General features: G+C 70.4%; 22 protein-coding genes. 21 read left to right on the top strand and 1 reads right to left on the bottom strand.

Annotated features, from left to right (window positions below; genetic code table 11):
- Positions 1 to 8 precede the first annotated feature (8 nt).
- The 20 genes from mqnC (at position 9) to OG990_RS27550 (ending at position 22,951) form a co-directional block, all read left to right on the top strand.
- On the top strand, positions 9 to 1,199 hold the full coding sequence (gene mqnC, locus OG990_RS27645) for a cyclic dehypoxanthinyl futalosine synthase (RefSeq protein WP_386985730.1): 1,191 nt from the start codon (positions 9 to 11) through the stop codon (positions 1,197 to 1,199).
- Positions 1,200 to 1,635: 436 nt separating this feature from the next.
- Positions 1,636 to 2,862 (top strand): LPXTG cell wall anchor domain-containing protein, encoded by a 1,227-nt coding sequence (locus OG990_RS27640; protein WP_406077630.1) that lies wholly within the window; start codon positions 1,636 to 1,638, stop codon positions 2,860 to 2,862.
- 113 nt (positions 2,863 to 2,975) lie between these two features.
- Entirely contained in the window at positions 2,976 to 3,686 is a 711-nt protein-coding gene (locus OG990_RS27635) for a demethylmenaquinone methyltransferase (RefSeq protein WP_355600651.1), read from the top strand.
- An 85-nt stretch (positions 3,687 to 3,771) separates the two neighbouring features.
- Entirely contained in the window at positions 3,772 to 3,996 is a 225-nt protein-coding gene (locus OG990_RS27630) for a hypothetical protein (protein ID WP_328422613.1), read from the top strand.
- 139 nt (positions 3,997 to 4,135) lie between these two features.
- Entirely contained in the window at positions 4,136 to 5,413 is a 1,278-nt protein-coding gene (locus OG990_RS27625) for a geranylgeranyl reductase family protein (protein ID WP_328422615.1), read from the top strand.
- Positions 5,414 to 5,547: 134 nt separating this feature from the next.
- Complete coding sequence (locus OG990_RS27620; RefSeq protein ID WP_328422617.1) at positions 5,548 to 5,913, top strand: NADH-quinone oxidoreductase subunit A; 366 nt, start codon at positions 5,548 to 5,550, stop codon at positions 5,911 to 5,913.
- A 14-nt stretch (positions 5,914 to 5,927) separates the two neighbouring features.
- Positions 5,928 to 6,605, top strand: a complete 678-nt coding sequence (locus OG990_RS27615; protein WP_328422618.1) for an NADH-quinone oxidoreductase subunit B family protein — start codon at positions 5,928 to 5,930, stop codon at positions 6,603 to 6,605.
- Positions 6,602 to 7,339, top strand: a complete 738-nt coding sequence (locus tag OG990_RS27610; RefSeq protein WP_406077629.1) for an NADH-quinone oxidoreductase subunit C — start codon at positions 6,602 to 6,604, stop codon at positions 7,337 to 7,339. The genes OG990_RS27615 and OG990_RS27610 overlap by 4 nt, the downstream gene beginning before the upstream one ends.
- Positions 7,336 to 8,661 carry an NADH-quinone oxidoreductase subunit D gene (locus OG990_RS27605; protein WP_328422622.1) on the top strand — a complete coding sequence of 442 codons (1,326 nt, stop codon included), beginning with the start codon at positions 7,336 to 7,338 and terminating at the stop codon, positions 8,659 to 8,661. The genes OG990_RS27610 and OG990_RS27605 overlap by 4 nt, the downstream gene beginning before the upstream one ends.
- Positions 8,658 to 9,812 (top strand): NADH-quinone oxidoreductase subunit NuoE, encoded by a 1,155-nt coding sequence (gene nuoE, locus OG990_RS27600; protein ID WP_406077628.1) that lies wholly within the window; start codon positions 8,658 to 8,660, stop codon positions 9,810 to 9,812. Before OG990_RS27605 ends, nuoE begins: the two co-directional genes overlap by 4 nt.
- Positions 9,809 to 11,125: an NADH-quinone oxidoreductase subunit NuoF gene (gene nuoF / locus OG990_RS27595; RefSeq protein ID WP_151489191.1), complete on the top strand. Its 1,317-nt coding sequence runs from the start codon at positions 9,809 to 9,811 to the stop codon at positions 11,123 to 11,125. Before nuoE ends, nuoF begins: the two co-directional genes overlap by 4 nt.
- On the top strand, positions 11,125 to 13,632 hold the full coding sequence (locus OG990_RS27590) for an NADH-quinone oxidoreductase subunit G (protein ID WP_406077627.1): 2,508 nt from the start codon (positions 11,125 to 11,127) through the stop codon (positions 13,630 to 13,632). The genes nuoF and OG990_RS27590 overlap by 1 nt, the downstream gene beginning before the upstream one ends.
- Positions 13,629 to 14,981: an NADH-quinone oxidoreductase subunit NuoH gene (gene nuoH, locus OG990_RS27585; RefSeq protein ID WP_355600638.1), complete on the top strand. Its 1,353-nt coding sequence runs from the start codon at positions 13,629 to 13,631 to the stop codon at positions 14,979 to 14,981. The genes OG990_RS27590 and nuoH overlap by 4 nt, the downstream gene beginning before the upstream one ends.
- A 1-nt stretch (position 14,982) precedes the next feature.
- The gene (nuoI, locus tag OG990_RS27580; protein WP_386985719.1) at positions 14,983 to 15,624 is read left to right on the top strand and encodes an NADH-quinone oxidoreductase subunit NuoI; all 642 of its coding nucleotides are present in this window, start codon (positions 14,983 to 14,985) and stop codon (positions 15,622 to 15,624) included.
- Positions 15,621 to 16,391: an NADH-quinone oxidoreductase subunit J gene (locus OG990_RS27575; protein WP_328422634.1), complete on the top strand. Its 771-nt coding sequence runs from the start codon at positions 15,621 to 15,623 to the stop codon at positions 16,389 to 16,391. The genes nuoI and OG990_RS27575 overlap by 4 nt, the downstream gene beginning before the upstream one ends.
- Complete coding sequence (gene nuoK / locus OG990_RS27570) at positions 16,388 to 16,687, top strand: NADH-quinone oxidoreductase subunit NuoK (RefSeq protein WP_328422636.1); 300 nt, start codon at positions 16,388 to 16,390, stop codon at positions 16,685 to 16,687. The genes OG990_RS27575 and nuoK overlap by 4 nt, the downstream gene beginning before the upstream one ends.
- 11 nt (positions 16,688 to 16,698) lie before the next feature.
- A complete protein-coding gene (nuoL, locus tag OG990_RS27565; RefSeq protein WP_386985717.1) occupies positions 16,699 to 18,624 on the top strand; it encodes an NADH-quinone oxidoreductase subunit L in 1,926 nt (641 codons plus the stop codon).
- A 64-nt stretch (positions 18,625 to 18,688) separates the two neighbouring features.
- The gene (locus tag OG990_RS27560; RefSeq protein WP_355600633.1) at positions 18,689 to 20,224 is read left to right on the top strand and encodes an NADH-quinone oxidoreductase subunit M; all 1,536 of its coding nucleotides are present in this window, start codon (positions 18,689 to 18,691) and stop codon (positions 20,222 to 20,224) included.
- Positions 20,221 to 21,774 carry an NADH-quinone oxidoreductase subunit NuoN gene (gene nuoN / locus OG990_RS27555; RefSeq protein WP_355600631.1) on the top strand — a complete coding sequence of 518 codons (1,554 nt, stop codon included), beginning with the start codon at positions 20,221 to 20,223 and terminating at the stop codon, positions 21,772 to 21,774. Before OG990_RS27560 ends, nuoN begins: the two co-directional genes overlap by 4 nt.
- Positions 21,775 to 21,865: 91 nt before the next feature.
- Positions 21,866 to 22,951, top strand: a complete 1,086-nt coding sequence (locus tag OG990_RS27550) for a polyprenyl synthetase family protein (RefSeq protein WP_386985714.1) — start codon at positions 21,866 to 21,868, stop codon at positions 22,949 to 22,951.
- Here the strand turns inward: OG990_RS27550 and OG990_RS27545 are convergent.
- Entirely contained in the window at positions 22,948 to 24,156 is a 1,209-nt protein-coding gene (locus OG990_RS27545) for an MFS transporter (RefSeq protein WP_386985712.1), read from the bottom strand. The two genes, OG990_RS27550 and OG990_RS27545, sit on opposite strands and share 4 nt — an antisense overlap.
- A 153-nt stretch (positions 24,157 to 24,309) precedes the next feature.
- On the opposite strand from OG990_RS27545, the gene OG990_RS27540 reads away from it, so the two are divergent.
- Positions 24,310 to 25,092 (top strand): IclR family transcriptional regulator C-terminal domain-containing protein, encoded by a 783-nt coding sequence (locus OG990_RS27540; protein ID WP_328422648.1) that lies wholly within the window; start codon positions 24,310 to 24,312, stop codon positions 25,090 to 25,092.
- Positions 25,093 to 25,146 lie beyond the last annotated feature (54 nt).

The raw sequence follows: 25,146 nt of genomic DNA, 5'->3' as shown, positions 1-25,146 counted from the left end.
CTCGGGGTGTGACGGTGAGCCGGGAGATCGACGACATCCTGCAGCGCGGCGCGGACGGTGGGCGGATCACGCCCGAGGAGGCCCTGCTGCTCTACACCGAGGCGCCCTTCCACGCGCTGGGCGAGGCGGCGGACGCGGTGCGCCGGCGGCGTTACCCGGACAACGTCGTCACGTACCTCATCGATCGCAACATCAACTACACCAACGTCTGCGTGACGGCGTGCAAGTTCTGCGCGTTCTACCGGGCGCCCAAGCACAAGGAAGGGTGGACCCACCCGACCGAGGAGATCCTGCGTCGCTGCGGCGAGGCGGTCGAGCTGGGCGCGACCCAGGTGATGCTCCAGGGCGGGCACCACCCGGACTACGGCGTCGAGTACTACGAGGAGCTGTTCTCCTCGGTGAAGCAGGCGTACCCCCAGCTGGTCATCCACTCGATCGGGCCGAGCGAGATCCTGCACATGGCCAAGGTCTCCGGGGTGAGCCTGGACGAGGCCATCGCTCGCATCAAGGTCGCCGGCCTGGACTCGATCGCCGGTGCCGGGGCGGAGATGCTGCCCGAGCGGCCGCGTAAGGCCATCGCGCCGCTCAAGGAGTCGGGTGAGCGCTGGCTGGAGGTCATGGAGCTGGCCCACCGGCAGGGCATCGAGTCGACCGCCACCATGATGATGGGCACCGGCGAGACGCACGCCGAGCGGATCGAGCACCTGCGCATGATCCGCGACGTGCAGGACCGCACCCGTGGTTTCCGGTCCTTCATTCCGTGGACGTACCAGCCGGAGAACAACCACCTCAAGGGCCGCACGCAGGCGACGACGCTGGAGTACCTGCGGCTGGTCGCGGTGGCCCGGCTCTTCTTCGAGACCGTGCCGCACCTGCAGGCGTCCTGGCTGACGACCGGCAAGGACGTTGGGCAGCTCGCCCTGCACATGGGCGTGGACGACCTCGGCTCGATCATGCTGGAGGAGAACGTCATCTCCTCGGCCGGCGCGCGGCACCGCTCCAACCTGCACGAGCTGATCGGCATGATCCGCTCGGCGGACCGGATCCCGGCGCAGCGGGACACCCTCTACAACCGGCTGGCCGTGCACCACACGCCGGCCGACGACCCGACCGACGATCGCGTGGTCTCGCACTTCTCCTCGATCGCGCTGCCCGGCGGCGGTGCCGGCCGTTCCCTGCCGCTGGTCGACGTCAACTGAGGTTGGTCGCAGCCCGGCCGTTCGGCTGACCGGGGCTCATGCTCCCGCCCGACCGCCTCGGCGGTCCGGGTGGTCCCGGCCGCTGCGGCGTCCAAGCTGCCCGGTCAGGGGTGGTGGAGATGATCGTCGGCCGCTAGCGTCCCGCCTCATATCCCTCGCCACCGCGGATTGGCGGAATCAGCGCGACAGTGCTGGTGGCGAGTGGTCTGATGGTCCTGGGTCGCGCGGCACGCGGGCAGTCCTCCATCGGCCCGTGAGGGTCGTTCACATAACGCACGGCGGTACGGGCGGGATGGGTGACCATCCCGCCCGTACCGTCTGCACACTCCAGGCCGGACGGATGAAAGCGGCCCCGCACGCTGGCTTGGGAGATCGACCTCGGATAACGTCCGCTCGTTCCCGCAACCATTCTTTCTTCCCTACCCCCGGGGGACTGATGACAGCGTTCCACCGCTCGACCCTGGCCCGCGCCGGTGTCGTGGCACTGCTCGCGGCCGGTGGCCTGGCCACCGTGGCCGCCCCGGCCCAGGCCGCCGACCAGGCCGACCTGGCCCTGATTCCGCAGAGCTACGAGTTGGCCAAGGGCGTCAAAGAAGCCAAGGCCAAGCCGTTCAAGTTCCAGGTCGACAACACCCGCAGCACGGTCGACGCCAAGGACGTCCGGGTCACCGTGGAGACCAAGGGCCTGAATGACCACATGGTCGGCGTGCTCGCCTGGGACGGCTGCGAGGTCGCCGGCACCACCTTCAGCTGCCTCCTCGGCGACCTGGCGGCCGGCACCACCGAGGACTTCGGTATTCCGCTGTTCTCCACCGGTGGACGCGGCGAGGCCGGCACGCTGGTGGTCACCATCAGCTCGGCCACCGTTGATCCCAACACCGAGGACAACACCGTCGAGCACGAGATCACCGTCACCAAGCCCGGCTACGACCTGACGGCGTGGGTTCAGGATGTCTACGCCGACGTGGTGGTGGACGGTGACGGGACGGGCGAGTCCGGCCTCAAGCCGGTCAAGCGTGGCGAGACCGCGCCACTGGACTGGGCGATCTACAACGATGGCAGCCGCAAGGCCACCGGCGTGGCGTACGGGATCACGCTGCCGGCGGGCGTCACCTTCGCCGAGCTACCGGAGGGCTGCGTGGAGCAGCCGCTGAATGGTCTGGCGAACGCGTACTGCGAGGACTCCGGCGTGGTGCTGAAGCCGGGTCAGTTCTACACCGGCGACGTGCGGGTGAAGATCGGCGCGGATGTCACCGAGCCGGTGCTTCGGCCTGGTTTCCTCTTCGCCAGTGGCCTGGACGCCGCCGAGGGGAGCCCTGAGGAGCAGCCGAAGGTGGCCACCGGCGCCCAGCGGAAGGCCTTCACGGAGACCGATGAAGGGGACAACACCGCGCAGTTCGACGTCTTCGTCGACCTGACCGTGCAGCCCACCCCCACCCCGACGGCGACCCCGACCCCGGGCGGTACGCCGACGCCGGGCGCGACCACGTCGCCGGCAGCCGGTGGAGGTGGCGGCGGCGGTCTGCCGGTGACCGGTGTGCAGGCTGGCCTGATCGGCGGCATCGGCGGCATCATCCTGCTCGTCGGCGGGGCGCTGCTTGTGCTCTCCCGCCGGCGCAAGGTCGTCCTGATCGCCCCGGGCGACGAGAAGTCGACCGACTGACGCAGGCACGACGCGAGGGCGGGGTGGGCGACCACCCCGCCCTTTCGCGTACCGGGGTCCGCGCCGCGCCACCCAGCGGCCGTCGACGGGAGGGCGGCTGGCAGAGTGGAGGGGTGAGCCGTACCCCGCAGGGCCAGCGCGCCAGCCTGGACAAGCAGCCGCACGAGGTCGCCGCGATGTTCGACGGCGTGGCGGAGCGCTACGACCTGACCAACACCGTGCTCTCCTTCGGCCAGGACCGCTCCTGGCGTCGGTCCACCCGCGCGGCGCTCGGCCTGCGGCCGGGCGAGCGGGTGCTGGACGTCGGTGCGGGCACCGGTGTCTCGACGCAGGAGCTGGCCCAGTCCGGGGCGTACGCGGTCGGCGCCGACCTGTCGCTGGGCATGCTGTACGCCGGCAAACGGGTCCGGCCCGAGGTGCCGCTGCTGGCCGGAGACGCGCTGCGACTGCCGTTCGCCGACGCCAGCTTCGACGCGGTGACCATCTCCTTCGCGCTGCGCAACGTCAACGACACGGACGCGGCCCTGCGCGAGCTGGCCCGGGTGACCCGGCCCGGTGGCCGGCTGGTGGTCTGCGAGTTCAGCACCCCGGTCAACCCGGCCTTCCGGACGGTCTACCTGTCGTACCTGATGCGGTCGCTGCCGGCGGTGGCCCGTGCGGTGTCCAGCAACCCCGAGGCGTACGTCTACCTGGCCGAGTCGATCCGGGCGTGGCCGGACCAGGCCGCGCTGGCCGGGCGTCTCGCTGCGGCCGGTTGGGGTCGGGTGGCGTGGCGCAACCTGACCGGCGGCGTGGTCGCCCTGCACCGGGGGATCCGCGAGTAACGGCGGACCAGGGGACGGGCATGGACAATATTCAGGTTTCGTGAATATCAGGCTTTAGTCCACTTTGCCCCGTACGCTCGTCCGCATGACCGGAGCAGACCCGGCGGACCCGGTGGCCGCCACCGACGACGACGCGGCCGAACTCATCGCGCAGTTGCGCGCGTTGGCCGGCGCCGATCCGGCGGAGGTCCGGCAGGTGGTCGCCGAGGTTCTGGCAGCGCTGGATCGGGCGGCGGGTGGCGCTCTGCGCGAGCACCTGCCGGAGACCATCCGCGTGGACGCCGGCCTGGATGCGCCCAGTCCGGCCTGACACCGAGTGTCTGTGGACGGTCATCTGCTGTCACACCGGCGAGTTAGGTACCCCTGATCCTGCGCAGGTATGACACCGGTCATACACTCGTCCCGTCTGGCTTGTGAAGCATTTCACGAGCGTGCGGGAGGAGGCGCGAATGACCGCGGTGGAGCACGATGCCGACGTCATCGTCGTAGGCGCCGGTCCCGGTGGATCGGCAACGGCGTACCACCTGGCCCGGCACGGCGTACGGGTGCTGCTGCTGGAGAAGACCGAGTTCCCCCGGGAGAAGGTCTGCGGCGACGGGCTGACCCCGCGCGCCGTGCGCCAGCTCATCCGGATGGGCGTGGACACCTCGCCCGAGGCCGGCTGGCTGCACAACCGGGGCCTGCGGGTGATCGGCGGCGGGGTACGCCTCGAGCTGGACTGGCCGGACCTGGCCAGCTTCCCCAACTACGGTCTGGTGCGCACCAGGCTGGACTTCGACGACCTGCTCGCCCAACGGGCGGTGGCCGCCGGCGCCAAGCTGCAGACCAGCGTCAACGTGCTGGGCCCGGTGCTCGACGGCGACGGCCGGGTGACCGGCGTCGAGGCGGAGGTGGGCCCGGACAAGGAGCCAGCCACCTTCCACGCCCCGCTGGTCGTGGCGGCTGACGGGGTATCCGGCCGGTTCCCGCTCGCTCTCGGCCTGGCCAAGCGGGAGGACCGGCCGATCGGCGTGGCCGTCCGCCGCTACTACCGCTCGCCGGCCAAGCACGACGACAACTACCTGGAGTCCTGGCTGGAGTTGCGCAGCAAGGACAGCGGCGACAACTTGCTGCCCGGGTACGGCTGGATCTTCGGGCTCGGTGACGGGCGGGTCAACGTCGGCCTCGGCGTGCTCAACTCGTCCTCCGCGTTCGGCAAGACCAACTACCGGCGGCTGCTCACCGACTGGCTGGCGAACACGCCCGCCGACTGGGGGATGACCGACGAGACCAACGCCGACGGCCCGATCCTCGGCGCGGCTCTGCCGATGGGCTTCAACCGGGTGCCGCACTACACCCGTGGCGTGATGCTGGTCGGCGACTCCGGCGGCATGGTCAACCCGTTCAACGGGGAGGGCATCGCGTACGCCATGGAGTCCGGCGAGCTGGCCGCGGAGGTGGCCGTGCAGGCCCTCGCGCGGCCGGCCGGCGCGGAGCGGGAGCGGGCGCTGATGGCGTACCCGAACGAGCTGAAGGCCCGGCTCGGCGGCTACTACCGGCTGGGCGGCATCTTCGTGAAGCTGATCGGCCGTCCGGAGATCATGCGGATCGCCACCAAGCACGGAATGCCGCACCCGACGTTGATGCGCTTCGTGCTCAAGCTGTTGGCCAATTTGACCGACCCCCGTGGCGGGGACGCGATGGACCGGGTCATCAACGCGATGACGAAGGCAGCGCCAGCCGTCTAGACAACCGGTGTCGGGGCTGGTCACAGCCCCGACCCGGACAAAGATCGACCCCCGCCGGCAGCCACCGCGTGGGACGTGAATAGTGTGATTTTCCTCAAGCACCGAGGGCAGGGAAGGACGAGCAGGAGAATACGATGTCGCTCTCGCCTTACGCACCGATCATCGGGCTGTTCGCCCTCGCCGCGGCGTTCTCGCTGTTCTCCGTTGGCGCCGCCCGCTTCGCAGGTCCCCATCGATACAACAGAGCCAAACTCGAGGCTTACGAGTGCGGCATCGAGCCCAGCCCCCAGCCGGTCGGCGGTGGGCGGTTCCCGATCAAGTTCTACCTGACGGCGATGCTCTTCATCGTCTTCGACATCGAGATCATCTTCCTCTACCCCTGGGCGGTCTCGTTCGACGCTCTGCCGATCTTCGGCTTCGTGGAGATGGTCCTGTTCATCGTCGCGGTCTTCGTCGCGTACGCCTACGTGTGGCGGCGCGGCGGCCTGGACTGGGACTGAGGAAGGAACGTCAGATGGGCATCGAGGAGAAGCTCCCCGCAGGCGTCCTGCTCACCTCGGTGGAGAAGCTGGTCAACTGGTCGCGGAAGACGTCCTTCTGGGGCGCCACCTTCGGCCTGGCCTGCTGCGCCATCGAGATGATGGCCGCCGGTGGTCCGCACTACGACATGGGCCGTTGGGGCATGGAGGTCTTCCGGGCCTCGCCCCGGCAGGCCGACCTGATGATCGTGGCTGGCCGCGTGAGTCAGAAGATGGCCCCGGTGTTGCGCCAGATCTACGACCAGATGGCCGAGCCCCGCTGGGTGCTCTCGATGGGCGTCTGCGCCAGCAGCGGCGGCATGTTCAACAACTACGCGATCGTGCAGGGCGTCGACCACGTGGTGCCGGTCGACATGTACCTGCCCGGCTGCCCGCCCCGGCCGGAGATGCTCATCGACGCGATCCTCAAGCTCCGCGAGAAGATCATGTATGAGCCGCTGGGCCCGAACGGCCGCAAGATGCTCGAGGCCCGTCAGGAGCGTGGTGACGTCCCCGTCGTGCCCTACGGCTCGATGCCGTCCTCGTACCGCAGCGACAAGGCCCGGCGTGCCGAGTGGACCCAGGCGGTCCGCGAGGGGCGCGAGGAGCAGCTGCGGATCGAGAACTGGATGAACGCCCAGAACCATCTCCACGCGCACAGGGGCCCGAAGTGACCGCACTGAACGAGAAGAACAACGACGGCGGGGTGCCGGTGCCGGTCACGCCGGCCGGCGCCAGCAGCACCGCCCCGGCCGAGTACCCGCCGGCCAGCCCGGCCGGCCGGGGGATGTTCGGCAACCAGGGCACCGGCGACGTGTCCGGCTACGGCGGCCTGGTCCGCCAGCGCCAGCCGATCGAGGAGGCCACCCGCCCGTACGGCGGCTACTTCGACGAGGTCCGCGACGCGCTGGAGGAGGCGTACCCGGCCTTCGGCGACGCGATCGAGAAGGTCGTGGTCGACCGGGGCGAGCTGACCCTGCACGTCCGCCCGGAGCGCATCGCCGAGGTCTGCCAGGTGATGCGGGACGACCTGGCGCTGCGCTTCGAGCTGTGCTCGTCGGTGTCCGGCGTGGACTATCTCGGTGCCGACGAGCGCCGGCTGCACGTGGTCTACCTGCTCACCTCGATGACCTACCGGCGTCGGGTCCGGCTGGAGGCCGCGGTCTCCGTCGAGAGCCCGCACCTGCCCAGCGTGACCGCCGTCTACCCGACCGCTGACTGGCAGGAGCGGGAGGCGTACGACATGTTCGGCATCGTCTTCGACGGCCACCCCAACCTGACCCGGATCCTCATGCCGGACGACTGGGAGGGCCACCCGCAGCGCAAGGACTACCCGCTCGGTGGCGTGGCGGTCGAGTACAAGGGCGCCGAGATCCCGCCACCGGACCGGAGGAGGTCCTACCAGTGACCACGTCGAACTACGCGACCGAACGCGAGACCACCGAGGGTCGGGTCTTCACCGTCACCGGTGGGGACTGGGACACGATCGTCTCGGGCACCGACCCGATCAACGACGAGCGCATCGTGGTCAACATGGGTCCGCAGCACCCGTCCACGCACGGTGTGCTGCGGCTGGTCCTGGAGCTGGAGGGCGAGACGGTCCGCGAGGCGCGGTCGGTCATCGGGTACCTGCACACCGGCATCGAGAAGAACCTCGAGTACCGCAACTGGGTGCAGGGCACGACGTTCGTGACCCGGATGGACTACCTGGCCCCGCTGTTCAACGAGACGGCCTACAGCCTCGCGGTGGAGAAGCTGCTCGGCATCACCGACGACATCACCGAGCGGGCCACCACGATCCGGGTCCTGATGATGGAGCTGAACCGGATCTCGTCGCACCTGGTCTGGGTGGCCACCACGGCCATGGAACTCGGCGCGATCAACATGATGTTGTACGGCTTCCGCGAGCGGGAGTACATCCTCGACATCTTCGAGACCATCACCGGCCTGCGGATGAACCACGCGTACGTCCGGCCGGGCGGCGTGGCGCAGGACGTGCCGGACGAGGCGATCCACAAGATCCAACAGTTCCTCAAGCTGTTGCCGAAGCGGCTCAAGGAGTACGAGGACCTGCTCTCCGGCCAGCCGATCTGGACCCAGCGCACGAAGAACGTGGCAGTGCTGGACGTGACCGGCTGCCTCGCGCTCGGCGTCACCGGCCCGGTGCTGCGCTCCGCCGGCCTCGCCTGGGATCTGCGCAAGACCATGCCGTACTGCGGCTACGAGACGTACGAGTTCGACGTGCCGACCCACTCCGACGGTGACGTGTGGGGCCGCTACCTGGTCCGGCTCGCCGAGATCCGGGAGTCGATGAAGCTGGTCGAGCAGGCCCTCGACCGGCTCAAGCCGGGCCCGGTGATGGTGGCCGACCGCAAGATCGCCTGGCCGGCGCAGCTGGCCATCGGCGTCGACGGCCTGGGCAACTCGCTGGAGCACGTCGCGAAGATCATGGGTCAGTCGATGGAGTCGCTGATCCACCACTTCAAGCTGGTCACCGAGGGCTTCCGGGTCCCGCCCGGCCAGGTGTACGTCGGCATCGAGTCGCCCCGCGGCGAGTTGGGCGTGCACGCGGTCTCCGACGGTGGCACCCGGCCGTACCGGGTGCACTACCGGGAGCCGAGCTTCGTCAACCTCCAGGCCCTCCCGGCGATGGCCGAGGGCGGCCTGATCGCCGACGTGATCGCCGGCGGCGCCTCGTTGGACCCCGTGATGGGTGGGTGTGACCGATGACTTTCACTGAGACGACCCGGGAGCGGGCGCGCGAGATCATCGCGCGCTACCCGGCGGACCGGTCCCGTTCGGCGCTGCTGCCGCTGCTGCACCTGGTCCAGGCGGAGGAGGGGTACGTCTCCCCGTCCGGCGTCGCGTTCTGCGCCGAGGTGCTCGGCCTGAACAAGGCGCAGGTCGGCGCGGTGGCCACCTTCTACACCATGTACAAGCGCAAGCCGACCGGCGACTTCCTGGTCAGCGTCTGCACCAACACCATGTGCAACGTGCTCGGCGGTCAGGAGGTCTACGACACCCTCGCCGAGCACCTCGGCGTCGGGCACGACGAGACCACCGCCGACGGGAAGATCACCCTGGAGCACGCCGAGTGCCTGGCGGCCTGCGACTACGGCCCGGTGATGACCGTCAACTACGACTTCTTCGACGGCGTGGACTCGTCCACTGCGGTCGGCGTGGTCGACGAGCTGCGCGCCGGCGGGCGGCCGATGCCGACCCGGGGCGCTCGGCTCTGCACGCTCAAGGAGATGGCGGTGCAGCTCGCCGGTTTCGCCGACGAGCGGGACGGCGCGGTCGCCGACGGCGGGCCGGGCGAGCCCACCCTGCGCGGGCTGCGGCTGGCGCAGCAGCACGGCGTCTCGGTGCCGGGCTTCGACCCGAACACCCCGATCCGCAGCAAGGCGGAGGCGGACAAGGCGGCGGCGAAGGCGAAGGCCGCCGAGGCCAGCGCGAAGCCGGCCGAGGCGCCCGCCAAGCCGGTCACCCCGGTGAAGGGTGGCGACGGCGCGTCCGCTCCGACGGGTACGCCCGGCACCGTCCAGCCGGTTCCCGCCGCTGCTGTGACCGGCAGCACCGCGCCGGACGTGAAGGCGCCGGACGACAAGTCGCCGCAGGTGCGTACCGCTGAGACCCGGCAGCCGGACGCGGCGACCGCCGTGCCGGACGCGCCCGGCACCAAGGTTCCGGCGGAGACCTCGCCGCCGGGCCCGCGTGACGCGCAGGAGGCGCAGGCCGCCGGCGTGGCGGCCAACGAGCCGGCCGGCGACGGCAAGCCCGCCGGTGACTCCACCGGCGCGCAGGAGCGAAACCTCAACGAAGCGTCGGCGAGCGCCGGTGGCGCGAACTCCGCCGCGAGCGAAACGGGGGCACAGAAGTGACCACTCCCCGCCCGGAGACGCTGGCCAAGCTGACGCCGGTGCTGACCAAGCGCTGGCTGTCCCCGGACGCCTGGCGGATCGGCACCTACGAGCAGTTGGACGGCTACGCCGCCCTGCGCAAGGCGCTCAAGGCCCACCCGGACGACCTGATCCAGCTGATCAAGGACTCCGGGCTGCGCGGCCGGGGCGGCGCCGGCTTCCCCACCGGTCTCAAGTGGGGCTTCATCCCGCAGGGCGACGGCAAGCCGCACTACCTCGTGGTCAACGCCGACGAGGGCGAGCCGGGCACCTGCAAGGACCTGCCGCTGATGACGCACGACCCGCACGCGCTGGTCGAGGGCGTCATCATCGCGTCGTACGCGATCCGGGCCAGCCGCGCCTACATCTACATCCGGGGCGAGGCGGTGCACGCCGCGCGCCGGCTGCGCAACGCGGTCCAGGAGGCGTACGACAAGGGCTACCTCGGTCGGAACATCCTGCGCAGCGGCTACGACCTCGAGCTGGTGGTGCACTCCGGCGCCGGGGCGTACATCTGCGGCGAGGAGACGGCGCTGCTGGACTCGCTGGAGGGGTTCCGGGGCCAGCCGCGGCTGCGGCCGCCGTTCCCGGCCACCCACGGCCTGTACGCCAGCCCGACGGTGGTGAACAACGTCGGCACCATCGCCAGCGTGCCTCCGATCGTGCTCGGTGGAGCCGACTGGTGGAAGACCATGGGCACCGAGAAGTCCTCCGGGCCGATGATCTACTCGCTCTCCGGGCGGGTCGCCAACCCCGGCCAGTACGAGTGCTCGATGGGCGTCACGCTGCGCGAGCTGCTGGAACTGGCCGGTGGGATGCAGCCTGGCCACAACCTGAGGTTCTGGACCCCGGGCGGCTCGTCCACCCCGCTGCTCGCCGCCGAGCACCTGGACGTGCCACTGGACTTCGAGGGGGTGGCGGCGGCCGGCTCGATCCTCGGCACCACGGCCACCCAGATCTTCTCCGACCAGGACTGCCCGGTCTACGCGACGTACCGGTGGCTGGAGTTCTACCACCACGAGTCGTGCGGCAAGTGCACTCCGTGCCGTGAGGGCAATTACTGGATGGTCCGGGTCTACCGGCGGATCCTCGCCGGTCAGGGCACCCACGAGGACCTGGACACCCTCCTGGACACCTGCGACAACATCCTCGGCCGCTCGTTCTGCGGTCTCGGCGACGGCGCGACCAGCTCGGTGACCTCGTCGCTGAAGTACTTCAAGCAGGACTACCTCGACTACATCGAGGGACGGACCGCGCCGAAGCTCTCCGACAAGCAGCTGGTTGGAGCTCACTGATGACGGACGTAGCCAAGCAGACCGACACGGTCACCCTCACCATCGACGGCGTCGAGGTCACCGCCCCCAAGGGGACGCTGCTGATCCGGGTCGCCGAGCAGATGGGCACCGAGATCCCCCGGTTCTGCGACCACCCGCTGCTGGCACCGGCCGGCGCGTGCCGGCAGTGCCTGGTCGAGGTGGAGGGGCAGCGCAAGCCGGTCGCCTCCTGCACCCAGGCCGTCGCCGACGGCATGGTGGTCCGTACCCAGATCACCTCCCCGGTGGCCAAGAAGGCGCAGGAGGGGGTGATGGAGCTGCTGCTGCTCAACCACCCGCTGGACTGCCCGATGTGTGACAAGGGTGGCGAGTGCCCCCTGCAGAACCAGGCGATGTCCACCGGCCGCACCGACTCCCGCTTCCACGAGCACAAGCGGGAGTACGAGAAGCCGATGGCGATCAGCAGCCAGGTGCTGCTGGACCGCGAGCGGTGCGTGCTCTGCCAGCGCTGCACCCGGTTCTCCGAGGAGATCGCCGGCGACAAGTTCATCGACCTGATGGGCCGGTCGTCCGCCGAGGAAATCAACATCTACCGGGACGACGCGTACGGCGAGCAGGGCGACGCGGGTGACGTGCCGTTCAACTCCTACTTCTCCGGTAACACCGTGCAGATCTGCCCGGTGGGCGCGCTCACCGGTTCCCAGTACCGGTTCCGGGCCCGCCCGTTCGACCTGGTCTCCAGCCCGAGCGTCTGCGAGCACTGCTCGGCCGGCTGCGAGCAGCGCACCGACTGGCGGCGCGGCAAGGTGCTGCGCCGGCTGGCCGGCGACGAGCCGGCGGTGAACGAGGAGTGGAACTGCGACAAGGGCCGGTGGGGCTTCCAGTACGCCCGCGCCACCGACCGGCTGACCACCCCGCTGGTCCGCGACAAGCGCACCGGTGAGCTGCGGGAGGCGTCCTGGAGTGAGGCGCTCACCGTGGCCGCCGAGGGGCTGCACGCGGCCCGGGAAGGCGGACAGGGCACTGCGGTGCTCACCGGCGGTCGGCTGACCGTCGAGGACGCCTACGCGTACGCGAAGTTCGCCCGGGTCGCGCTGAACACCAACGACATCGACTTCCGGGCCCGGCCGGTCTCCCGCGAGGAGGCCGACTTCCTGGCCAGCTCGGTCGCCGGGGTCACCGACGTCACCTACACCGACGTGGAGAACGCGCCGGCGGTGGTGCTGGTCGGCCTGGAGCCGGAGGAGGAGTGCCCGATCCTCTTCCTGCGGCTGCGCAAGGCGTACCTGAAGAAGACGCTGACGGTGTACGCGCTCGCGCCGTTCGCCACCCGTGGCCTGGAGAAGCTCGGTGCCAAGCTGGCCCGGGTGGTGCCGGGCGAGGAGGCCAGCGTGCTCGCCGAGCACGCCACGGTCGCCGAGGCGCTGAGCGCGCCGGGCGCGATCCTGATCGTCGGCGAGCGGCTGGCCAGTGTGCCGGGCGGGCTCTCCGCGGCGGCCAACGTGGCCCGGCGTACCGGCGCGAAGCTGGCCTGGGTGCCGCGGCGCGCGGGTGACCGCGGCGCGGTCGACGCGGGCTGCCTGCCCAACCTGCTCCCCGGTGGCCGGCTGGTCACCGAGCCGGCGGCCCGGGCCGAGTTGGGCGAGGCGTGGGACATCCCGGCCGGGGTGATCCCGAGCCAGGCCGGTCGGGACACCGATCAGATCCTGTCGGCCGCCGCCAACGGGCAGCTCGGCGCGCTGGTGGTGGGCGGTGTGGACCCGACCGACCTGGCCGACCCGCGGCTGGCCGAGGCCGCCCTGGACGCGGTGCCGTTCCTGGTCAGCCTGGAGCTGCGCGGCAGCGCGGTGACCCGGCGGGCGGACGTGGTGCTGCCGGTCGCCCCGGTGGTCGAGAAGGCCGGCAGCTTCCTGGACTGGGAGGGCCGGCTGCGTCCGTTCGAGGCGGTGCTGCAGACCGCCGCGATGACCGACGGCCGGGTGCTCGACGCTCTGGCCGCGCTGCTCGACGTGCGACTGGGCACCGCCGACGTGCCGAGCGTGCGACGTGAGCTGGGCTCGCTGCCGGCGACGCGCACCCAGCGGCCGGCCGCGCCGTCGGTGGCGCCGGGCACCGTGCCGCACCCGGGCACCGGGGAGGCCGTGTTGGCCACCTGGCACCAACTGGTCGACCTGGGCACCCTGATCGACGGCGACGAGGACCTCGCCGGCACCGCGCGCCCGCCGGTGGTCCGGCTGGGCAAGGGCACCGCCGAGGCGCTCGGCGTCACCGACGGCGACCCGGTCACTGTGGGCACCGACCGGGGGGCGCTGACCCTGCCGGCGGAGCTCACCGAGATGCCGGACGGCGTGGTCTGGCTGCCGACCAACTCACCGGGCTCGACCGTGCGACGCAGCCTCGGGGCGACGTCCGGCGCGGTCGTCCGGATCTCCGTTCCCGCACCGAGCGTGGCCGTTCCGGCCGGGCGCGTGGCGGCGGACGAAGCCGGTCTCCCCGGTCCGCTCCTCAACGCTGGGGGTAACCAGTGAGCCCGTCTTACCTGGCCCAGGATCCGACGCTGGCCGACTTCGGCCAGGATCCGTGGTGGCTGGTCCTGATCAAGGTCGTCATGGCCTTCGTCGTCGCCGTGCTGGCCACGCTGCTCGGCGTCTGGTTCGAGCGACGGGTCGTCGGCCGCATGGCCGTTCGGCCCGGCCCCAACCAGGCCGGCCCGTTCGGTCTGCTCCAGACGCTCGCCGACGGCCTGAAGATGGCCTTCAAGGAGGACATCCTGCCGAAGGCGGCCGACAAGGTCGTCTTCTTCTTCGCCCCGACCATCTCGGTGATCTGCGCGGTCACCGCGCTGTCGGTGGTGCCGTTCGGCCCGATGGTGAGCATCTTCGGCCACCAGACGCCGCTGCAGGTCACCGATGTGCCGGTGGCGGTACTGCTGCTGCTGGCCTGCTCCTCGATGGGCGTCTACGGCATCGTGCTGGGCGGGTGGGCCTCCGGCTCGACGTACCCGCTCCTCGGCGGCCTGCGGTCGAGCGCCCAGATGATCTCCTACGAGGTCGCCATGGGGCTCTCCATCGTGGCGGTGTTCATGACCGCCGGCACGATGAGCACCAGCGGGATCGTCGCCGCCCAGGGGCACGGCACCGAGCTGACCATCTTCGGCAACTCGATCCCGGCGCCGGGCTGGTACGCGATCCTGCTGCTGCCCAGCTTCATCATCTTCTTCATCTCCACGGTGGGCGAGACCAACCGGGCGCCGTTCGACCTGCCCGAGGCCGAGTCCGAGCTGGTCGCCGGCTACATGACCGAGTACAGCTCGCTGAAGTTCGCGCTCTTCATGCTCAGCGAGTACGTCGCGATGGTGACCATGTCCGCCGTCACCACGACGCTGTTCCTGGGTGGTTGGCGGGCGCCGTGGCCGATCACGCTCTGGGAGGGCGCCAACTCCGGTTGGTGGCCGCTGCTCTGGTTCTTCGGCAAGGTGATCGCGCTGGTCTTCGTCTTCGTGTGGCTGCGCGGCACGCTGCCCCGGCTGCGCTACGACCAGTTCATGCGCTTCGGCTGGAAGGTGCTGCTGCCGATCAACCTGGTCTGGATCCTGGTCCTGTCGGGCCTGCGCTCCATCGAGGACTGGGACTCGCAGGGCAAGCTGATCGCGGTCGGCATCCCGGCCGGCCTCCTGCTGATCGCCACGCTGTTCTGGCCCAACCGCCGGCCGCAGCCGAAGCCGACCATGCAGGAACAGGTGGACAGCCGCCCGTACGGCAGCTTCCCGCTGCCACCGATGGATCTACAGGTACCACCGAGCCCGCGTATCACGCGCGTGGTGGCCGAGCGGGAGCCGGCAAACATCGTCGCCGGCTCGGACTCCAGGGAGGTGTGACGTGGGCGCGATCACCGGAACGTTCAAGGGATTCGGGGTCACCTTCTCGCACATGTTCAGGAAGGTCGTCACCACCGACTACCCGTTCAAGCCGCCGGTGTCGGCGCCGCGCTACCACGGGCGGCACATCCTCAACCGGCACCCGGACGGGCTGGAGAAGTGCATCGGCTGTGAGCTGTGCGCCTGGGCCTGCCCGGCGGACGCGATCTTCGTCGAGGGCGGCGACAACACCGACGAGCAGCGCTTCTCGCCGGGTGAGCGGTACGCCAGCGTCTACCAGATCAACTACGCCCGGTGCATTTTCTGCGGACTGTGCATCGAGGCCTGCCCGACCCGATCGCTCACCATGAGCAACGAGTACGAGCTGGCCCGGGACAACCGGCAGGACCTGATCTTCACCAAGGAGCAGCTGCTCGCGCCGCTGCTTGAGGGCATGGAGCAGCCGCCGCACCCGATGCGACTGGGCGACAGCGAGAAGGACTACTACATCGGCGCCCTGGACAACCCGGGCACCTCTGCCGGTGCCGAGAAGTCCCCGATGAGCCCCGACCGCTACCAGGTCGAGGAGCACCCCGGCGTGACGTTCCCGGGCGCCGAGCAGGCCGCCCAACGCGCGGCGGTCGGTAAGGGAGAGGGAGCATGACCACGTCTACGGTGCTGGCCGCGGCGGGCGGGGTGTCCGGCGGCGAGGAGGTCACCTTCTGGATCCTCGCGCCGCTCGCGCTGATCGGCGCGATCGGGATGGTGGCCGCCCGCAACGCCGTGCACTCGGCGCTCTGGCTGGTGCTCACCATGCTCTGCCTGGGCGTGTTCTACGTGCTCCAGGCCGGGCCGTTCATCGGCATGGTGCAGATCATCGTCTACACCGGCGCGATCATGATGCTCTTCCTGTTCGTGCTGATGCTGGTCGGCCGGGACGCCTCCGACTCGCTGATCGAGACGCTGCGCGGTCAGCGGGTCGCCGCCATCGTGCTCGGGCTGGGCTTCGCTGGCCTGGTGGGCAGCGCGCTCTACCGGGCGATGGACGGGACCACCGCGGTCGGCCTGGAGCAGGCCAACGCGGAGGGCAACGTGCAGGGCATCGCCCGGCTGCTCTTCACCAAGTACGTCTTCGCGTTCGAGCTGACCTCGGCTCTGCTCATCACCGCGGCGGTCGGAGCCATGGTGCTCGCGCACGTCGAGCGGCGTAAGCAGGACAAGGTCGACCAGCCGTCGACCATGCGGGCCCGCTTCGCGCCGGGCAACTACCCCGGCCCCAAGCCGGGCCCCGGTGTCTTCGCGACGTCCTCCTCGGTGGCCACCCCGGCGCGGCTGCCGGACGGGCGGCTCACCGAGCGGAGCACGCCGGACATCCTGCCGGTGCGGGAGCTGACCGCCCAGGAAACCTCGCTGAAGGGGACCGACCAGTGACGCCCAACCACTATCTCGTGCTGGCTGCGGTGCTGTTCACCATCGGTGCCGCCGGGGTGCTCATCCGGCGCAACGCGATTGTGCTGTTCATGTGCGTGGAGCTGATGCTCAACGCGGCCAACCTGACCCTGGTCACCTTCAGCCGGATCAACGGCGACCTCAACGGTCAGATCATGGCGTTCTTCGTGATGGTGGTGGCGGCGGCCGAAGTCGTGGTCGGGCTCGCGATCATCATGTCGATCTTCCGGACTCGACGCTCCGCGAGCGTCGACGACGCCAACCTGCTCAAGTACTAAGGGGCAAGCAAGTGGAAGAGACTGTGCAGTACGCCGGTGCCACGGGCTTGCTCAGCAGCGTCTGGCTGCTGGTGGCGATCCCGCTGGTCAGCGCGGCCATCCTGCTGCTGCTAGGCCGGCGGGCCGACCGCTGGGGGCACTGGTTGGGCGTCGCCGCCATCGGTGCCGCGTTCGTTCTCGGCCTGTCCTTCTTCTTCCAGCTTCGCGGCCTGGAGAACAAGTCGGTCGAGCTGAGCCTCTGGGACTTCATCGCCGTCGGTGACCTGCGGGTCGACTTCGGCCTGCTGTTCGATCCGCTGGCCGCGGTCTTCGTGCTCCTGATCACCGGGGTGGGTTTCCTGATCCACCTGTACGCGGTGGAGTACATGGCGCACGACGCGGGCCGCCGCCGGTTCTTCGCGTACTTCAACCTGTTCGTCGCGGCCATGCTGCTGCTGGTGCTCGGCAACAACTACGTGATGCTCTACGTCGGCTGGGAGGGCGTCGGTCTGGCGTCGTACCTGCTGATCTCCTTCTGGTACGAGCGGCCGAGCGCCGCCACGGCCGGCAAGAAGGCGTTCCTGATGAACCGGGTCGGCGACGCCGGCCTGGCCATCGCGATCTTCATCATGTTCGCCACCCTGGGCACCACCCAGTACGACGAGGTGTTCAACGGTGTCGGCGCGCTGACCGGCGCCACCGTGCTGGTTCTCGGCCTGCTGCTGCTGCTCGGTGCGGCCGGTAAGTCCGGCCAGTTCCCGCTCCAGGCGTGGCTGCCGGACGCGATGGAGGGCCCCACCCCGGTGTCGGCGCTCATCCACGCCGCCACCATGGTCACCGCGGGCGTCTACCTGATCGCCCGGTCCAACCCGATCTTCTCCGCCAACTCGACGCTTCAGCTCGTGGTCGTCAGCGTCGGCGCGCTCACCCTGCTGATGGGCTGCATCATCGGTGCGGCCAAGGACGACATCAAGCGGGTGCTCGCCTGGTCGACGGTGAGCCAGATCGGCTACATGTTCCTCGGCGTCGGCCTGGGCGGCGGGGCGTACGCGCTGGCCATCGTGCACCTGCTGGCGCACGGCTTCTTCAAGGCCAACATGTTCCTGGGCGCCGGCTCGGTCATGCACGGGATGAAGGACCAGGTGGACATCCGCCGCTTCGGTGGGCTGTCGAAGTACATGAAGGTCACCTGGCTGACCTTCATGATGGGCTGGCTGGCCATCATCGGCATGTTCCCGTTCTCCGGCTTCTTCTCCAAGGAGCCGATCATCGTGGCCGCCTTCGAGCGGACGGACTGGACGGCCTGGCTCTTCGGTGGGGCAGCGCTGCTCGGCGCCGGGCTGACCGCGTTCTACATGACCCGGCTCTTCGTGCTCACCTTCCACGGCCCGAAGCGGTGGACCGAGGACATCGAGCACCCGCACGAGTCGCCGGCGTTGATGACCATCCCGCTGATCCTGCTGGCGGTCGGCTCGGTGGGTGCCGGTTTCCTGCTCGCCACCTCGGTACCGGACTGGCTGACGGCGACCGCCGGGCTGGGCGGCCACGAGGAGGGGCACGAGGCGGTCCTCTCGCACACCGTGATCACCGCGCTCTCGCTGCTGGTCACCGTGCTCGGCGCCGGGCTGGCCTGGTTCCTGTTCCGGGCCGGTACGGCCACCGCGCCGCAGCCGGCCGGGGTGCTGGTCACCGCCGCGCGGCGCAACCTCTACACCGACGCGGTGAACGAGGCGGTCTTCGAGAAGCCGGGCATCTTCCTCACCCGGGCGCTGGTCTTCCTCGACAACCGGGGCATCGACGGGCTGGTCAACGGGCTCGCCGCCGGGGTCGGCGGTGGCTCGGGTCGGCTCCGGCGGCTGCAGACCGGCTTCGTCCGCTCGTACGCCACCTCGATCCTGGCCGGTGCGCTGCTGGTGATGGCGGCGTTCCTGGCCGTGCAGGCGGGGTGGTTGGCGTGATCGACCTCTTTCCGGCCGCCCCCGCCGGCGGACCACGCAGTGACGACGGAGGTAAGGCCGCATAATGTCCAACTTCCCGTTCCTCTCGGTGCTCACCGTGGCGCCACTGGTGGGCGCCCTGGTGGTGGCCTTCCTGCCGCGCCACCGACCGGAGCTGGCCAAGCAGGTGGCGTTCGTCTGGTCGCTGCTGGTGCTGGTGCTCTCCGTGGTGATGTGGGTCAGCTTCAAGGCAGGCGGTGACCGGTTCCAGTTCCGCGAGTCCTACTCGTGGATCCCGAACTGGGGTGTCAACTTCACCTTCGCCGCCGACGGCATCGCGCTGGTGATGCTGATGCTGATCGCGGTGCTGGTGCCGCTGGTGATCCTGGCGTCGTGGCACGACGCGGAGTCGTCGAAGCGGTCGGTGCCCGTCTACTTCGCGCTGCTGCTGGTCCTCGAGTGCACGATGATCGGCGTCTTCGCCGCCGCCGACGTCTTCCTGTTCTACGTGTTCTTCGAGGTCATGCTGGTGCCGATGTACTTCCTGATCGGCAGCTACGGTGGCCACCAGCGGCAGTACGCGGCGGTGAAGTTCTTCCTCTACTCGCTCGTCGGCGGCCTGTTCATGCTGGCCGCGGTGATCGGGCTGTGGGTCGTCGGCGGGAAGACCTTCGACTGGCAGGCGCTGTCGCAGATCGACATCAGCACCGGCACCGAGCGCTGGCTGTTCCTCGGCTTCTTCCTCGCGTTCGCCATCAAGGCGCCGTTCTTCCCGTTCCACACCTGGCTGCCGGACGCCGGTGGCGCCGCCCCCGCGGGCGCCGCGGCGCTGCTGGTCGGCGTGCTGGACAAGGTCGGTACGTTCGGCATCCTGCGCTACTGCCTGCCGCTGTTCCCCGAGGCGTCGAAGTGGTTCGCGCCGTGGGCGCTGGCGCTCGGCGTGATCGGCATCGTCTACGCCGCGCTGCTGGCGGTCGGCCAGAACGACCTCAAGCGGCTGGTGTCGTACACCTCGATCGCGCACTTCGGCTTCATCGGGGTGGGCATCTTCGCCTTCACCACCCAGGCCGGCACCGGCGCGGTGCTCTACATGCTCAACCACGGGTTGGCCACCGGCCTGCTCTTCCTGGTGGTGGGCATGCTGATCTCGCGGCGCGGCTCGGCGCTGATCAGCGACTTCGGTGGCGCGGGCAAGCTGGTCCCGGTGCTCGCCGGGGTGCTCTTCTTCGCCGGTCTCGCCTCGCTCGCGCTGCCCGGGACCGCGCCGTTCATCTCCGAGTTCCTGGTGCTGATCGGCACGTTCACGGTGAACAAGCCGGTCGCGGTCATCGCGACGGTCGGCATCATCCTGGCCGCCGCGTACGTGCTGTGGATGGTGCAGCGCACCACCCAGGGCACGCTCAACCCGGCGCTGACCGAGGTCGAGGGGATGCGCCGGGACCTCAACCTGCGCGAGAAGGTCGTGGTCGCCCCCCTGATCGCGCTGATCGTGCTGCTCGGCTTCTACCCCAAGCCGGTCACTGACGTGATCAACCCCGCCGTCCAGGCGACCATGGACGACATCGGCAGGACCGACCCCGCCCCGTCGGTGGGCGGCACCGTCCAGGAGGCGGCAAAGTGACCGAGTTGAAACTGCCGTCGCTCGACTATGCGGCGCTCGCCCCAATCATGATCATGTTGGGTGTCGCGTTGTTCGGCGTGCTGGTCGAGGCCTTCGTGCCCCGGCGTTTGCGGCACGTGGTGCAGCTGACGCTGGCCCTGCTGGCCGTCCTCGCCGCGCTGACCATGGTGGTCCTCAACGCCGACGACCGGCTCATCACCGCCGGCCAGGCCATCGCGGTGGACGGACCGACGCTCTTCCTCCAGGGCGCGATCCTGGTGCTGGCCGCGATGGCGCTGCTGCTGATCGGTGACCGGACGGTGGAGCGGGGCGGGGCGTTCGTCGCCCAGGCCGCGGTGACCGCCGAGTCGGCCGACGACCGGCAGCAGGCCGAGGGGCGCAACGGCCTCACCGAGGTCTACCCGCTCACCACGTTCGCGATCGGCGGCATGCTGATCTTCGTGGCGGCGAACGACCTGCTGACCATGTTCATCGCACTGGAAGTCTTCTCGCTGCCGCTGTACCTGCTCTGCGCGCTGGCCCGTCGCCGGCGACTGCTGAGCCAGGAGGCGGCGATGAAGTACTTCCTGCTCGGCGCGTACGCCTCGGCGTTCTTCCTGTTCGGGGTGGCCCTGATCTACGGCTTCACCTCCGGGATCCCCGGTCGCGGTGCCGGGGTCGACTTCGCCACGATCAACGCGGCGGTGACCGAGTCGCCGGCAAGCCCGGTGCTGCTCTTCGCTGGCATGGCGCTGCTCGCCATCGGCCTGCTCTTCAAGGCCGCGGCGGCCCCGTTCCACGTGTGGACGCCGGACGTCTACCAGGGCGCGCCGACCCCGATCACCGGCTTCATGGCCGCCTGCACCAAGGTTGCCGCGTTCGGCGCGCTGCTGCGCGTCTTCCACGTCGCGTTCGCCGGTGCCGCCTGGGACTTCACCCCGGTGCTCGGTGCGGTGGCGGTGCTGACCATGCTGGTCGGCGCGGTGCTCGCGGTCACCCAGACCGACATCAAGCGGCTGCTCGCGTACTCCTCCATCGCCAACGCCGGCTACCTGCTGGTCGGTGTGCTGTCGCCGAGCAGTGACGGGCTCTCCGGCACGATGTTCTACCTGGTCGCGTACGGCTTCTCGGTGCTGGCCGCGTTCGCGGTCGTGACCCTGGTCCGGGACGCCGACGGGGAGGCCACCCACCTGTCCCGCTGGGCCGGGCTGGGCCGGCGCTCGCCGTTCTACGCCAGCCTGTTCACGTTCATCCTGCTGGCCTTCGCCGGCATCCCGCTCACCAGCGGCTTCACCAGCAAGTTCGCGGTCTTCGGGCCGGCGCTGGACGGTGGCCACGCCTGGCTGGTGATCGCCGGTGTGCTGACCAGCATGGTGCTGGCCTTCCCGTACCTGCGGGTCGTGGTCATGATGTGGCTCTCCGAGCCGGGCGAGTCCACCCCGACCGTCACCGTGCCCGGTGGACTCACCTCCGCCGCGTTGATGATCGGCGTCCTGGCCACCCTGGTGCTGGGTGTCGCCCCGGCGCCGCTGCTCGACCTGGCTGCCGGAGCCGCCGACTTCGTGCGATGACCAGAGCCTCGGCAAACCGGGGACCGGCACACGTTCGTGTGCCGGTCCCCGGTGCATATCCCCGACCCGGAGCAGGTAGAACGGGTGTGGCATGGTTGATAGCGTGGTGATTCCGGCTGGCGAGCGTTCAGGTGCCACCGGCTCCGGCGGTCGTCGGGGTCGGGCGAGCACGAGTCAGTTCGGCGCGCTCGGCCTCCATCTCGCCGATCCCCGCGTCGAGGCATGTGTGCTGGGTCTGCTGGACGCGGTCGAAGTCGATCTGCGGGCCAGTGTGGCCAGCGCCGACCCGTTCGTCACCGAGGCCGCCCGGCACCTCGTCGAGGCCGGCGGGAAGCGGTTCCGGCCGCTGCTGGTGGCGCTGGGCGCCCAGTTCGGTGACCCGACCAGCCCGCAGGTGGTCCCTGCGGCCGTGGTGATGGAGCTCACCCACCTGGCCACCCTCTACCACGACGACGTGATGGACGAGGCCGCCGTGCGCCGGGGCGCGCCGAGCGCGAACTCCCGTTGGACCAACTCGGTCGCCATCCTGGTCGGCGACTACCTCTTCGCCCGCGCTGCGGACATCTCGGCCGAGCTGGGCCCCGAGGCGGTCCGGTTGCAGGCGCGCACCTTCGCCCGGCTGGTGCACGGCCAGATCGCGGAGACCGTGGGGCCGCGCGCCGACGATGACCCGGTCACGCACTACCTGCACGTGATCGCCGAGAAGACCGGCTCCCTGATCGCCACGTCGGCCCAGTTCGGCGGCATGTTCAGTGGAGCCTCCACCGAGCACATCGAGGCGCTGGCCGGGTACGGCGAGACCATCGGCGTCGCGTTCCAGCTCTCCGACGACCTGCTGGACATCGCCTCCGACTCGATGCAGTCGGGCAAGACACCCGGCACGGACCTGCGTGAGGGCGTTCCGACGCTGCCGGTGCTCTACGCGCGCGCTGCGGACGACTCCGACGCGTCCTCGGTGCGGCTGCGGGAGATCCTGGCCACCGGCCCGCTGACCGACGACGCGCTGCACGCCGAGGCGCTGGGGCTGCTCCGGGAGAGCCCGGCGCTCAAGCGGGCCCGGGAGACCGTGCGCAGCTACGCCGAGGACGCCCGGGGGCGCCTGGCCCCGCTTCCGAAGGGCCCGTCCCGCCAGGCCCTCGAATCGCTCTGCGACTACATCGCCGACCGCACCAGCTAATCCCCGCTCCGACCCGCCCCGGCGGCGGTGCGCGTCAACAGGCGGCTGCCGACGAGCATGAGGGCGGCGGCGAGCAGCATGGCCACCGCAGCCGTGGTCCACATCGTCGGGTAGCCGAGGTGGGCGGCGAGCGGGCCGAGGGTCAGTGGACCGAGGCAGCCGCCCGCGTACACCCCGGTCTGGGTGATCGAGGTGGCGGCGGCCGGGGCCTGCGGGTGGAGCCGGACCACCGCGAAGTTCATCAGGCCGGGCCAGGCCCATCCGAGGCCGAAGCCGAGCACCACGCCAGCCACCAGCGGCACCGCCCCGGTCAGGGCGAGCAGGCCGAGCCCGGCCGCGCCGACCACCAGCATCGCGGCGATCAGTGCCACGTGGCCGCTGGCGCGTCGGTCGGCCAGCCAGCCGGCGCCGACCCGGGCCAGCACACAGACGGCGCTGCCCAGGGTCAGGGTGAGGCCGGCGAGACCCGGTGACAGGCCCCGGGCGGCCGCGGAGTCCACCAGGAAGGTGCCGAGCGCGTTCGCCGCGGCGGCAGCCAGCGCCGCCGCCGCACCGATCACCACCAGCGCCATCGTGGCCCGGCCCGCGCGCCCGGCGCCGGCCCGCCGGGCACGGCCGCGCTCCTGCCGGGGTACGGCGGGCAGCGTCGTCAGCGCCGCGCCGGCGGCGGCCACGAACGCCCAACGCCAGCCGGCGGTGAGCGCGACGGTGGGCACCGCTGCCCCGGCCAGCAGGGTGGAGACCGGGATGGCGGCCTGCTTGACACCGAACGACAGCCCCTGCCGGCGAGCCGGCACGTGCTGCGCCAGTGCGGCGTTGCTGGCCAACTGGCCGAGGGCGTTCGCGGCGGCGCTGAGCGCCAGCAGCCCGACCAGCACCGGGTACGACCGGGCGAGCGCCGCCACGGCAAGCATCGACCCGGCGGCCAGGAGGATGCCGCAGCGGGCCACCACGGCCGGCCCGTAGCGCTCGACCAGGCGGCCGGAGGGCACCGAGGCCAGCGCGCTGATCCCGAAGTAGACGGCCACGGCCAGGCCCAGGCCAGCCGGGGAGAAGCCGAGGTCCGCGCCCATCTGCACGGCGAGGCCGCCGAGCAGGAAGACGGGCAGCACGCAGGCGATGGTGGTGGCGACGGCGCCGGCGCTGACCCGGATCGGGCGGGCCGGGGCGGTGCCCGGGGCGGAGGTGAGGGCGGTGTCGGTCATCGTCGACAAACCTACGTGAACCGTTCTCGGATCACTCCTGGTGACCGGCGGGGTACGACGTGTTGATGACGATCTGGCATCCTCGACCCGAACAGGCATTTCGCACCGGGCCTGTTTTTCATATGGTGTAAGTCCCTGGCGGCGGAGGTGGTTGTGCGCGACCCCTTGGCAGAACCTTCGGACCTGATCCGCAGCGTGTCCCGAGCGCTGCGGGTGCTGGAGTCGGTCGGTCGCGCCCCGAAGGGCCTGACCGTCAAGCAGATCGCCCGGCGGTGCGAGTTGACCGTGGCCACCACGTACCACCTGGTCCGCACCCTCGCCTACGAGGGCTACGTGATCCGTCGGGAGGACGGCACGTACATCGTGGGGCTGGAGGTGGCGGACCGCTACCGCGAACTGGTCACCGCGTTCCGTGGCCCGCCAGCCGTCGGTGAGACGCTGCGGCGGGCCGCAGCCGACACCGGCTACAGCCACTACCTGGGCCGCTTCGTCGGCGGCCAGGTGGCCCTCACAGCGGTCGCCGAGGGGCACCGCTCGCCCTACCTGGAGGACCTGGTCCCCGGCTTCGACGAGGGGGCACACGCCACCGCCCTCGGCAAGTCCCTGCTCGCCACCCTCACCACCGAACAACGCTTCCGCTACCTGCGGGAGTACGGCATGCGCCCGTTCACCACCGCCACCCTGACCAGCACCGAGACGTTCGAGGCCGACCTGGCCGCCGGCGACCGGCGCGGCATGCAGTTGGAGCTGGGGCAGTTCCGCCAGGGGGTGGCCTGCGCGGCGGTGCTGGTCTCGCCGGACAAGGACATGGAACGGCGGGTCGTGCTGGCCTGCGCGCTGCCGGCCGGCGAGATGATGACCTCCGCCCGGGTGGTCCGGGCCAAGCTGCTCACGGTCGCCCGGGCCGTCGCCGACGGCATCGCCGCCGACCACTGACCCCACGACGCCGAGAGGCCCTCTCCCGGGCTGGGAGAGGGCCTCTGGTGGCGG

This window comes from Micromonospora sp. NBC_00858, from assembly GCF_045207365.1.
GTDB lineage: Bacteria > Actinomycetota > Actinomycetes > Mycobacteriales > Micromonosporaceae > Micromonospora.
Note: the sequence above shows the minus strand (reverse complement) of the source record. Positions and strands in the feature narration are given on the sequence as shown.